Raw genomic sequence first — 11,073 nt, forward strand, 5'->3', positions numbered from 1 at the left:
CTAATCCCCTCTAAACTTTTTCAAATTTAAGCAAAGTGCGTCTGTAAAATATATACTAATCCGGTTTGTATATACTATATCGTTGTTCTGTATTTGTCTGAATCAAAGCAGAAAGAAGTCTTAATGCAACGCTAGTGGGCTTAATCAGGGAAAGCCTGCAAAAATACAGGTTTAATTTGAGAAACTGCTCGATTTCCAGATATCGCAGAAAAATACCTGTATTTTTGCATCTTTTTTCGGCGAAATGCGGGAATCCGGTGATAATTCCTGCACTTTTGCAGGCTTTCTTCAAGCTGGGATGAAGCATTAATATAAACTGGAAATCGGCACACCGCTCGGCAGCTTAAACGGATGCTCCGGATTGATATGATCATAAAACATGATACCGTTTAGATGATCGATCTCATGTTGCATCACGATTGCGTCAAAGCCTTTGAACCGAAGCTTGATCTCGTTGCCCTCATCATCGTATGCCTTCACTTGGACCTTCTCGTAGCGTGGAACGAAGCCCTGCACCGTCCGGTCGACCGACAGGCAGCCCTCGCTCTCCGGCAAATACGTCATCGCCTGAGAATGGCTGATGATCTTCGGATTGTACAAAGCGAGCGGCCGATCCTTGCCGTTCTCGTCCATCAGCAGAGCTGCGAACATCCGCTTGTTCAGTCCGATCTGATTCGCCGACAACCCCACGCCCGCCCGCAGCTTGTATTTCTTCGACATCTCGGGATCCTGGCTGTTCTTCAGAAATTGCAGCATCGCCGCCATTTCCTCGCGGTCTTCCTCGGTTGGGGGGATGCTGACCGGCTCCGTCACCACTCTGAGAATAGGATCCCCTTCTCTTACAATATCATCCATCGTAATGATGTAATTGCGGTTGAATTTACTCATAAATAAACAGTTCATCCACCTTCGTCTGCAAAATTTTCGCAAGCTTGAATGCCAGCTCCAGCGTCGGGTCGTACCGGTTGTTCTCCACGCAATTGATCGTTTGGCGCGTGACGCCGCATTCCGCGGCCAGCTCATTCTGGGTTAAGCCCAGCCGCTTCCGGAATTGCTTGATCTTATTGTTCATCGGCACCACCAAAATGTCAAAAGTTTTGGACTCCCCCATGGTATCACGCCCCGATGGACCTGTCAAAATCAAGATTTGATTTTAATCCCCCAGACGGAATCCTTCTGGAACCCGGCCGCTTCACGCAGTTCCGGAAGCCGCTCGTCTTCCGGATAATGCTGCTCCAAATAGTGGACATACGCCTTGCGCAAGCCAATCTCCTGATCGAGCTTATTGTATTCGCTTGGGTACTTCTCCAGCCGCGCCAAAGCGGCATCCCACCGCGCCAGATCCGCCTTGGTCGTCCGTCCTTTGCGGGTCCGCTCCGCCAGCGAGGTCAGCTCTTCATAGGATTCCCGAACCTTGGCCGAATATTTGAACCTCCGGTTAAACAACCCCAGCGCCACGATCACCAAGAAAAAGACGACCCACGCCCCGATACTCTCCATCATCCGTCACCTCCTTAACTCTATGCACAAAAATAAAAGCTCCCGCTTTCAGGAGCCGCATTGCCGTTGCTGTCTTATGGCCAATCTTATGCCGAACTTATGGCTATCTCTTTGCTGGCATATGGCTGTCATCTGGCCGTTCATTATCGTCTATCCATCGCCACTTCATCCGTGACGCTTTATTTAAACTTGTGCCAATCCAGATTACTTGTATTCAGCAGATGCTCGAAATCGTTGTCGAGCCGTTTCTGCTCCGCCCGGCGCGCTTCCTCCTTGCGGATGCGGGCCTCCTCCTGGCGGCGTTCCTCTTCCTTCTTCAGTTCTTCAGCTTGCGCCTTCAGCTTCTCCAGCGTATCCTGGCCAAGAAGATCCTTCAGCGTGGCCGGTTTGTCTGCCGCCGCGTTAGCTGGCGCGCTTGGTACGGAACGTCCTTTCTTCTTCCCCACGGATGCTTCACCTCGGTTTCCTGCGTTCCTCTTCGTTCAAGCCTAAAGTATCATAGTCGAAAAATCATTGTCAATCGGAATCGCCGGCCCCGCTTCACAGCGCCTCTTACGCTGGGCAGAAGAACCATCTCACCGCCAGGTGACTACGTAACCTGCTCCAATCCGCGAAGGAACAAGCCGAGATTAAACGCCAGGCTGTCCTTTAGCTCCAGCGGAAGACCAAATGCTCCGCGCAATTCCAGCGAGGCAAAGCCGTGAATCAAACTCCGCAACCCGCGAACCGCATGCAAAGCTTGCTCCTCCGTGAGCGGGTAACTGCCGAGGTATCGCAGGATCAAATCCACCAAGCGCCCACCGGCTTCCTGCAGCGCAGGATGTTCAGGCCCCGGCGCCGCTTGCGCCGCATCGTACAATCCGGGATAGGCATGAGCAAATTCGAGATAAGCGTTAGCGAACTCGCGGATCGCAGCCTCTCCTGCCCGATCACCGACAGCGGCGGAAATATGCTCATATAACTGGTCCAGCGCGTATTTGGCCAATTCCACGCGAATTTGCTCCAGACCGCTGACATGGTTATAGAGGGAAGGCGGCCGGATGCCCAGCTTCTTGGCAATGGAAGTAATCGTCACCGCCTCCAGCCCCTCCGCATTAGCAACATCCACAGCGGCCATCAGCACCGCTGTGCTGTCAATTCCCATTCTCGGCGACATGGGAATCCTCCTTCCGGTGAGTCACGGCCGCCGCGTTTGCAGCCGGCGCCTTGCCTAATGCCCGCTCGGCCGCCGCAATCGCTTTGGCGATGGCTGCCGCCGGCTGCTTCAGCACCGGCCCGTGCCCTACCGCCAGCAGCGAAGGGTTCAGGCCGGCCAGCTTGCGTGCGCTGGCGAGCGCGGTTTCCTTATGCCAGGTGGCAAGGGCCGGGAACGGAAACAGCGGGCGCACGGTGCCGCTCACGGCAATGCCTGCGCGGGTTTGGAAGGCATCGCCGGCGATCAGTGCGCCGCTGCGCGTATCAAGCAGCGCAAAGGAACCCGGCGTATGGCCCGGCGCCGCCACGGCCAGCAGCGAACCGATGCGCTCCCCATCGGTAAACGTAACGTCGGCGCGGGTCACCAGCTTCTTCGGCACCCCGCCGCGGATGGGCGAAGTCGGCTCCCCCGGGTCAAGCGACACGTCGCCCTCCATCAAGCGCGCATCGCGGGCGGATACGTAGACCGGAACTTCAGGAAGCTGCGCTTTTAAGGCATCCAGCGCGCCAACGTGGTCGTCATGGACATGAGTCAGCACGATCCGCGTCAGCGGCTTACCGATCTCTTCCACAGCTTTCAAGATTCCTTTGGCGCTATACGGCAAAGCTGCATCGATTAATGTGACGCCATCCTCTTCCTCGACCAGATAACAATTGACCGGAAAAAACCGGGGCAAAAAAGACAGTTGGATTAACTTCCCGTATTCCGTAATTCTCATCGCTAAATCGCCTCTCTCTCCCAAAAACTAAAACCTTTAGTTTTAATTTAAGCTAAACCCTTTAGTTTTGCAAGAGGTTTCTTCCTATTTTTTGAAGTCGTACAAGCGTGCCTCCCTGAATATGCTGTACAAGCAAAGTTATCATTTCTGACTTTTGGAGGTTTAAGCAATGAACAGCTTTTTTAGCTATGTGCTACTTGGCTTATCTGTATCCGCCCCCATCGGCCCGGTGAACGCCGCCCAATTGGATAAAGGCATCCGCGGCGGCTTCCTGCACGCCTGGTTTGTTGGCCTTGGCGCCCTATCCGCCGACCTGCTGTACATGCTGCTCGTTTATTTTGGGGTGGTGCACTTCTTGAACACTCCGTTTATGAAAAGCTTCCTCTGGTTATTTGGGTTCTTCGTACTCACCTATATCGGCATCGACAGTCTGAAGCAAGCCGGCAAAATCCCCGACGGGGGGATGAGAGGCAGCGAGCCGCTTCGGAAGTCGCTCTTGTCCGGATTTCTCATGTCCATCAGCAACCCGCTGTCCATCTTATTCTGGCTGGGGATATACGGTTCGGTATTAGCTCAAGCCGCAGCTCATATGCGGACCCAGGACTTGATCATCAACAGCAGCGCTATTATTGTCGGACTGTTGGTATGGGATTTCACGATGGCCGGATTTGCCAGCGTGTTCCGCAAGCTGCTAACGAACCGGGTCCTGATGCTGATCTCGATATTGTCCGGCCTGTCCCTCATTGGGTTTGGGCTTTATTTTGGATATCAAGCCTTTTTACTGCTCGCGCAACGATGGTAAGTCAAGCTCCCTTCGATCACGTCGTCCGTTTTGGACGCAGTACCATCGATTTGGCTGGGCGGCCCCGCCGCTTGGCCTGTTTCTTCGGCTTCCAGACGACCAGCTGCATAATGAAGGTCACGATCCCGATGACGCCAACAAACGCCAGGCTTCCCCAGAATCCCGGCCGGCTCGTGTCATGGAACAAAGTCCCCGACACCGCGATCGCGATTAGCACCATGCCGCCCCACCGTTTGACTTGCCCAAACCCGCTAAGCTTGAGCAGCTTACCCGATGTCACCAGAATAAAAAACCAGTTATAAAGCAGCAGCAATCCGGCCGATGTCGTAATGTACTCGTATATGCGCCCCGGCATGACAAAGGACATCACCACGGAAGCTGCAAGTCCGGCGGCCGTGAGGCCAATGGCAAACAACGGCCGCTCCCGCCAGCCTTTCCGTGCGAATAACGGCGGCGCATCCTTGTCCTTCGCGAGCGTAACCAGCATCGTCGTCACCGCATACAAGGAAGCGACCATCGTAGAGAAGCCGGCTACGATCAGCACGCCGTTAAACACATGGGAGATAAACGGCAGCGGATATTGGGCGAGGGCCGTTACGAATGGACTGCGTTTCGGGTCAAAGGTGTTCCAGGCCACCAAAGTGACGGCAAGCCCAATCGACAGCAAGTACACCACCGAGAGCAACAGCAGCATGATCGTACCGGATTTCGGAGCTTCCTTCGGATCACGCAGCCGAATCGCCATTATGCCCATTACCTCGATCCCGCCAAAGGCGTAAAACGCAAAAATAAATCCCGACCACAAGCCCATCCCTCCCGTTGGAAAGAAGGACTTGACCGTTTGCGGAAATTCCGGCGCTCTCCCGCCGCCTCCCTGAATCCAGCCCATCAGCGCGGCAGCGGCCACCCCCAGGAACATAAGGATGGCAGCGATTTTGATCACCGACAGCACATTTTCCATCGAATCAAACACCTTATTGCCAAGCAAAATCACGCCCAGCCCTAATACGGCATATCCAATCGCAAACATCCACATCGGCACGCCGGGGAACCAAAAACGCGAGAATAGCGATAATGCCGTCAGTTGGCTGCCCATGATCAGCAGCTCCGAGCTCCAATACACCCAGCCGCTGCCGAAGCCCGCCCAGCGCCCAAAGGCCCGCTTCGCATAGGAACGGAAGGAGCCCTGCTCCGGCTGGTCCGCGGTCATGCGGGCTAAGACCTCAAATACCGTATAAGTCCCGGCCGCAGCCAGCAGGAACGCGATCAGAATGGATGGCCCCGCCATGCGGATCCCGATCCCCGATCCAAGGAAATACCCGGTGCCGATGGTTGATGCCACCCCCAGCAAGGAGAGCTGCCACCAGCGTAGATCGCCTTTTTTCCCCTCTCCGTTTTGCGCCTTGGCCATGTTCTTGTCTCCCTCGTTTTATTTCAACAGTTCTGCATCCACGTATTCTGCGGCCGGCAAGCGGGAAATATGTAATCTGTTTCTTGCAAAAAAATAGCACCCGAAGCCCCGCTTGCCCCGGCGGAACTCCAAGTGCTTTAATTAGAGATATTTCGATTATTGGCCTGCGCCTTTCACCGGCTCTGGTTCAAGCTGCCCCTTCTTGGACGGCCAGAAGGCCGCTTTGCCAAGCAGCATGTCCATTGAAGTCTCCATCTCCCTTTTCTTGTTTGCTAACATGAGGTGATAAACATCACTCTGATCATTAATTATATATACCGGAAGGTTAATTATCAAACGGAAAATATGATATAATATGGGCTCAGTACAAGTTGCTCGAGGTGATCACGGTTGACCCTGCCACATAAAAAAGCCTTGGGACGGCCCGTCCAGCAGCCCGACGCCCTGGCGACGTCCGAGCAGATCCTGCGTTCTGCGTCGCTTCTATTTATGGATAAGGGCTATAAGTCCGTATCCATGAATCAGGTTGCCGAGCATTGCGGGATCACCAAAGCTACCGTTTATTACTATTATCCAACCAAACAGGATTTGTTCGTGGCCTCTGTCGCGACGACGCTCGCCCGGGTGAATGGACGCATCCGGCAGCTATTGGAGGAGCCCGGGACATTTCGGGAAAGATTGCTGAAAATTACCATTAACTATTTAAGGATTCCCCAGGTTCACATGGACGAGATGTTCCGCAGCATCCAGCATCATTTGTCCGGTGAGCAGCAGGAAACTTTGATCCGCCACGAAAACGATCTGTACGAAACGCTTCGCGAAGGGTTCGCCCAAGCTGCCAAGCAAGGAGAGATCGTCTGCAGCGACCCAAACCTGGCCGCCCATCTGTACGTTTCGATGCTGCGGGTGGGAGAACGTCAATACGCCGACAAAAATAAGCTGCTTCCGTCAGCGGAGCAGGCGGCCGAAGCGATCGTTAGCTTTTTGTGGAGAGGGATTCATAACTAAATTTGAAGGAGGTGGGAAGCTGTGGCTTTTGGCGTGTCGCGAGAGGAATTGGAGGCATGGAAGCGAAAGGTGGCCAGCGGAGAAATTGGTTTTCTGACTCACTATTGGCTGGACCCGCGGTTTCCGGATGCCAAGACCGTCACCAAAGTGGGTTGCTCCAACTTGGAGCGGCTCCGAGCTTGGTGCGAGGCCCATGGCCTTCCCGCCCGTTACATTCATCAACGCTCTCCGTTCCCTCATTTCGACCTGATCGGGCCGAAGCAGCGGGAAGTGTTGCAGGAAGAAGGGCTCTGGGATCAATTGGAGCGGTTTCACCTCCTATAAACGATATCAAGGCTGCTAGCCAGGATTTTGAACTGCACCCCGGCAAGCAGCCTTTTTTAAGATATCAGGACAGACAAGGCTCTCGAAATGCCGGAGAATTAACGTTTATTGAAGATTTCCGTCAATACCGGCACGATTTGCGATTTGCGGGATACAACGCCTTTCAGTACGGCTTTGTTGTCAACGAGCTTCACGTTGTAGGCTTGCTCGACGGCATCGGCTGCTTTACCCAGCGCCAAGCCCACGGAGTCGTTGTTCAGGATGTCGGTCACGACAAACAGGAACAGGTCCAGTCCTTTGTTGGCGATGATCCCGTTCAGGGCTGCCTCAATTTCACTTTGACGGGACAAGACGTCGTTGACGTCCACCGCGTTCACTTGGGCGATTTCAACTTTAGCTCCGCCCATGTCGAATTCTTTGGCGTCCAGGGAAATCAACTGCTCAATCGTCTTATCGCTGAGGTCGGCCCCTGCTTTCAGCATGTCCAATCCGTACTCTTCCGCGTTGACGCCGGCGATTTCAGCCAGCTCCCGTGCCGCAGCTACGTCTTGCTCAGTGCAGGTTGGCGATTTGAAGAGCAGCGAGTCGGAAATGATTGCGGACAGCATCAAGCCGGCGATGTTGGCTGGGACGGCGATGCCGTTTTCTTTATACATTTTATTCAGGATCGTTGCGGTGCAGCCAACCGGTTCAGCCCGGTAGTACAGCGGTCCGCTTGTCTCGAAGTTGGCGATCCGGTGATGGTCGATCACTTCCACAACACGCACTTGCTCAATATCGGAAGCGCTTTGCTGACGTTCGTTATGGTCGACCAGAATGACTTCTTTCGCTTCGTTCGCCACGGTCTCAACCAAACGCGGCGCTTCGAAGCCAAAGCGTTCCAATGCGAACGCCGTCTCCCCGTTGACATCGCCCAGGCGTACAGGCTCAACGTTCCAGCCCAGCTTGGACTTCAGGTCGGCGTAAGCGATTGCCGAACAAATCGTGTCCGTGTCGGGATTTTTATGACCGAAAATCAATACTTTTTCCATCTCATTACTCCCCTTTAGCATGACTTCATGTCAAAAGTATAGCTTATTAGCGGAGCGGCAAGCAAGACTCTCGTCCAAGCCTGGTCCGTTATCCGGACGTGATCCAGTGAGTTTACTTCTCCTGACAAACCGGGTACGATCAAGTTTAATGCTTCAGCTTATTCTTGCTTGGAATGGCGCTCAGTTGGGCCTTCAGTCCGCCTTCAGTCGGCATTCAGCAAATGTTCAGCATCATCGCGCATAATAGAATCATCAGAATGGACACGCATGGATAGGTGCAAGGGGGATATTTTTCAATGAAACAAGTTAAAGGGGCAAAAATCTTGCTGGTGGATGATGAACCGCATATCGTGCAGTTTCTTGAGCTGGGTCTGCAAAATGAAGGATTTGAGGTGCGCACCGCCGGAGACGGTATGACCGCTGTCGCCATCGCCGCCGAATTTCAGCCGCATGTGATCGTGCTGGATGTGATGATGCCGGGAACGGACGGCTTTGAAGTGTGCCGGTTGCTGCGAAAGAACGGCGAGAACGTAGCCATCATCATGCTGACGGCCAAGGACGAAGTCGAAGATCGAGTGAAGGGGCTGACGATTGGCGCCGACGATTACGTCGTGAAGCCGTTCAGCTTCGAGGAGTTGCTCGCTCGGATCGGTGCGCGCCTGCGCAATCAGTTTCCGGCCCTGTTTGGTGAAGTGGTGATTGGCCCCTTCCGACTGGACGATCGCCGCAAGGAAATTGCCTATTTGGATCAGGTGTTGGAATTATCCCCCACCGAATATGAGCTGCTGAAATATTTGATCCTGAACCATGGCATCGTCTTAAGCAAAACGACGATTTTGGATAAAGTGTGGGGTTATGACTTTGGGGGCGAGGAAAATATCGTGGAGGTCTATATCCGGTCCCTGCGCGAAAAATTAAATGACCGGGAGCACCGGTTAATCCGAACGCTGCGCGGTGCGGGCTACCGCGTAGATCTGCCATGAAGCGCCTTGCCGGCAGAAGCCGGGCACGGACTGGCGGGATTACCGCCGCCGGGAAGCGATGGATCCGCGGACTTCGCAGCCTGATCTCCCCAAGCTCACTGCGCTTTCAGCTGCTCTCTAGATCCCTTTTTCTGTTAGCCGCTCTATTAATTCTGATTGGCGTATTTCAGTACGTCATCATGAAAGACTTCCTATACAAAAACCAAGCCGAAACCATGGTATCCCAAATGCGCGGCCCGCTTCGGGATGTCTTTATGAAGGCAGGCCAGCCGATCGAACACTGGGGACCCCCGAAGCCGGGGGGGGATGGCGCTGGAGTCGGGGCTGAGGCCGGGATGAACGGGAGCGCGCCTGGCGGCGGGGGCATCGGCGGAGAAGGAACTGATGGTCGTCCTCCGCAGTTGTTTATCCCCGGCGCCTCGCTCGCCATCATCAACAGCGATCATGATTTTATCGATCTGAACGCTGAATCCGGCGCCCCTGCCCCTCAGCTGTCCGATGCGGAATACGCCGCATTGTTCGAAGAGAGTCAGCCGGGATCGGAAGGCTACCGCGTCATCGAGGATCAGGACGGGAAGGAACAGCTGGTGGTCTTTCGTTTGGTTGGGTTGCCCGGAGAACAAGGCGAACGTGCCTGGCTCGTCCAAATGGGCACTTATACCGCACCGTTACGCGAAGTCGTGATGCGTCAGCTGCTGACGTTTGTCGGCCTCTCACTTCTGGCATTGGCCGGCGGACTGGCGCTGTATCTGCCGATTTTGCGCCAGGCGTTAACGCCGCTTAATCAAATGGTGCGCATCGTAGAGGATACCAATGCCGGGAATCTCAGCAACCGGTTCACGGCGGCATCCGGACAATCGGAAATTGATCGGCTGGGCGCTTCCTTTAATGGAATGCTGGAGCGGCTCGAGGAATCGTTTGAGGCCGAGCGTGAAGCGAAGGAGCAGATGCGCCGGTTCGTCGCGGACGCTTCCCACGAGCTGCGGACACCGCTGACCTCGATCCACGGCTTCCTGGAGGTGCTGCTGCGGGGAGCCGCCAACCGGCCGGAGCAGCTGCATACCGCGCTGAACAGCATGCTGGGCGAAGCGCAGCGGATGAAGAAGCTGGTCGAGGATTTGCTGACGCTCGCCAAGCTCGACCGCACGCCAGTCGTCCAGCGCACCCAGGTACGCTTGGATAAAGTGATCGCGGAGATGGAGCCGCATCTGCGGATGCTGGCCGGGGAGCGCGAGGTCCTGTTCGACCTGCAGCCAGGGCTGACCGCGATGTGCGACCGGGACAAAATCAAGCAAGTGGTGTTGAACCTGTTCCACAACGCCGTTCAGCATACCGACCCGCAGCAAGGGACCATCGCGGTGCGCTTGTCGGCTCACCCCCGTCAGGCTGAACTGGATGTGCGGGATAACGGGCCCGGCATTGCCCCCGAGCATTTGCCGCATGTGTTCGAGCGGTTTTACCGCATCGACGCCTCCCGCACGCGCAAACAAGGCGGAGCCGGGCTGGGCCTGTCCATCTCGCAAGCGATCGTTGAAGCGCATGGCGGCACGATCGAGGTTCACAGTGAGCCAGGCCAAGGCGCAACCTTCAGGGTGACGCTGCCGGCGATATAAAGGGCCAGCGGTGCATATGCTGGCTGAGCATACGCTGGCTGAGCATACGTCGGCTGAGCATACGTCGGCTGAGCATACGCTGAGCCAAGTATAGACCGGCCAAGGCGTGCGCCAGCCAGGCATAGAGAGCAACCGGGCAACGCACGCTAAGCATGCACCGACGAAGCATATGCCCGGCTAAGCATACGATGGCACTCATATACCGGCCGCACATTCGCTAACCGGCCACCCAACGGTCGGCCAAGCATTCGCCCGCTAGCCATACATCAGTCGGCCACACATTCGCCCGCCAGCCTGCGGCTAACGGACCGTAATGACGTTATTTGCTTATTTCCCGGATATTTCCCTTTGTAACGGACTCAATAGCCGTTATTAAGCTCCCAATATGGGAATGACAGCGAAAAAGAGCAAAATAACGTCATCTGTGTCCGTTAGCCTAGAGTAAACGTGTTGTTGACACCAATAACGTCATTGGAGTCCGTTACATT

At 55.0% G+C, this 11,073-nt stretch carries 13 protein-coding genes; 5 read left to right on the plus strand and 8 right to left on the minus strand.

Going from position 1 to position 11,073, the window contains the following annotated elements:
* Positions 1 to 306: 306 nt before the first annotated feature.
* The 6 genes from def to M3G15_RS20560 form a co-directional block, all read right to left on the minus strand.
* Complete coding sequence (gene def, locus M3G15_RS20535; RefSeq protein ID WP_009226871.1) at positions 307 to 888, minus strand: peptide deformylase; 582 nt, start codon at positions 886 to 888, stop codon at positions 307 to 309.
* On the minus strand, positions 881 to 1,072 hold the full coding sequence (locus tag M3G15_RS20540) for a helix-turn-helix transcriptional regulator (RefSeq protein WP_036646556.1): 192 nt from the start codon (positions 1,070 to 1,072) through the stop codon (positions 881 to 883). Before M3G15_RS20540 ends, def begins: the two co-directional genes overlap by 8 nt.
* Positions 1,073 to 1,140: 68 nt before the next feature.
* Entirely contained in the window at positions 1,141 to 1,503 is a 363-nt protein-coding gene (locus tag M3G15_RS20545; RefSeq protein ID WP_260071925.1) for a hypothetical protein, read from the minus strand.
* Between the two features lie 176 nt (positions 1,504 to 1,679).
* Complete coding sequence (locus tag M3G15_RS20550; protein ID WP_260071926.1) at positions 1,680 to 1,946, minus strand: YqkE family protein; 267 nt, start codon at positions 1,944 to 1,946, stop codon at positions 1,680 to 1,682.
* 143 nt (positions 1,947 to 2,089) lie between these two features.
* Entirely contained in the window at positions 2,090 to 2,656 is a 567-nt protein-coding gene (locus tag M3G15_RS20555; RefSeq protein WP_009226875.1) for a TetR/AcrR family transcriptional regulator, read from the minus strand.
* Complete coding sequence (locus tag M3G15_RS20560) at positions 2,634 to 3,413, minus strand: MBL fold metallo-hydrolase (RefSeq protein ID WP_009226876.1); 780 nt, start codon at positions 3,411 to 3,413, stop codon at positions 2,634 to 2,636. Before M3G15_RS20560 ends, M3G15_RS20555 begins: the two co-directional genes overlap by 23 nt.
* 169 nt (positions 3,414 to 3,582) lie before the next feature.
* Between M3G15_RS20560 and M3G15_RS20565 the strand changes: the two genes are divergently transcribed.
* Positions 3,583 to 4,215, plus strand: a complete 633-nt coding sequence (locus tag M3G15_RS20565) for a LysE family translocator (protein ID WP_260071927.1) — start codon at positions 3,583 to 3,585, stop codon at positions 4,213 to 4,215.
* A gap of 16 nt (positions 4,216 to 4,231) precedes the next feature.
* Here M3G15_RS20565 and M3G15_RS20570 read toward each other — a convergent pair whose 3' ends face one another.
* On the minus strand, positions 4,232 to 5,626 hold the full coding sequence (locus M3G15_RS20570) for an amino acid permease (RefSeq protein WP_009226878.1): 1,395 nt from the start codon (positions 5,624 to 5,626) through the stop codon (positions 4,232 to 4,234).
* A gap of 390 nt (positions 5,627 to 6,016) precedes the next feature.
* On the opposite strand from M3G15_RS20570, the gene M3G15_RS20575 reads away from it, so the two are divergent.
* Both M3G15_RS20575 and M3G15_RS20580 read left to right on the plus strand, forming a co-directional pair.
* Complete coding sequence (locus M3G15_RS20575; RefSeq protein WP_260071928.1) at positions 6,017 to 6,634, plus strand: TetR/AcrR family transcriptional regulator; 618 nt, start codon at positions 6,017 to 6,019, stop codon at positions 6,632 to 6,634.
* A gap of 21 nt (positions 6,635 to 6,655) precedes the next feature.
* Positions 6,656 to 6,958, plus strand: a complete 303-nt coding sequence (locus M3G15_RS20580) for a hypothetical protein (RefSeq protein WP_009226880.1) — start codon at positions 6,656 to 6,658, stop codon at positions 6,956 to 6,958.
* 98 nt (positions 6,959 to 7,056) lie between these two features.
* On the opposite strand, the gene M3G15_RS20585 is transcribed toward M3G15_RS20580, so the two are convergent.
* Positions 7,057 to 7,989: a manganese-dependent inorganic pyrophosphatase gene (locus tag M3G15_RS20585; protein ID WP_260071929.1), complete on the minus strand. Its 933-nt coding sequence runs from the start codon at positions 7,987 to 7,989 to the stop codon at positions 7,057 to 7,059.
* Between the two features lie 296 nt (positions 7,990 to 8,285).
* Here M3G15_RS20585 and M3G15_RS20590 point away from each other — a divergent pair, with 296 nt between their 5' ends.
* Positions 8,286 to 8,972, plus strand: a complete 687-nt coding sequence (locus M3G15_RS20590; RefSeq protein ID WP_260071930.1) for a response regulator transcription factor — start codon at positions 8,286 to 8,288, stop codon at positions 8,970 to 8,972.
* On the plus strand, positions 8,969 to 10,585 hold the full coding sequence (locus M3G15_RS20595; protein ID WP_260071931.1) for a sensor histidine kinase: 1,617 nt from the start codon (positions 8,969 to 8,971) through the stop codon (positions 10,583 to 10,585). Before M3G15_RS20590 ends, M3G15_RS20595 begins: the two co-directional genes overlap by 4 nt.
* Positions 10,586 to 11,073 lie beyond the last annotated feature (488 nt).

Source organism: Paenibacillus sp. p3-SID1389, from assembly GCF_025151705.1.
GTDB lineage: Bacteria > Bacillota > Bacilli > Paenibacillales > Paenibacillaceae > Fontibacillus > Fontibacillus phoenicis.

Coding starts and splice junctions, on each gene's coding strand:
- M3G15_RS20540 (WP_036646556.1), bottom strand. CDS start 1,072: ATGAACAATAAGATCAAGCAATTCCGGAAGCGGCTGGGCTTAACCCAG.
- M3G15_RS20565 (WP_260071927.1), top strand. CDS start 3,583: ATGAACAGCTTTTTTAGCTATGTGCTACTTGGCTTATCTGTATCCGCC.
- M3G15_RS20560 (WP_009226876.1), bottom strand. CDS start 3,413: ATGAGAATTACGGAATACGGGAAGTTAATCCAACTGTCTTTTTTGCCC.
- M3G15_RS20555 (WP_009226875.1), bottom strand. CDS start 2,656: ATGTCGCCGAGAATGGGAATTGACAGCACAGCGGTGCTGATGGCCGCT.
- def (WP_009226871.1), bottom strand. CDS start 888: ATGAGTAAATTCAACCGCAATTACATCATTACGATGGATGATATTGTA.
- M3G15_RS20590 (WP_260071930.1), top strand. CDS start 8,286: ATGAAACAAGTTAAAGGGGCAAAAATCTTGCTGGTGGATGATGAACCG.
- M3G15_RS20570 (WP_009226878.1), bottom strand. CDS start 5,626: ATGGCCAAGGCGCAAAACGGAGAGGGGAAAAAAGGCGATCTACGCTGG.
- M3G15_RS20595 (WP_260071931.1), top strand. CDS start 8,969: ATGAAGCGCCTTGCCGGCAGAAGCCGGGCACGGACTGGCGGGATTACC.
- M3G15_RS20545 (WP_260071925.1), bottom strand. CDS start 1,503: ATGATGGAGAGTATCGGGGCGTGGGTCGTCTTTTTCTTGGTGATCGTG.
- M3G15_RS20585 (WP_260071929.1), bottom strand. CDS start 7,989: ATGGAAAAAGTATTGATTTTCGGTCATAAAAATCCCGACACGGACACG.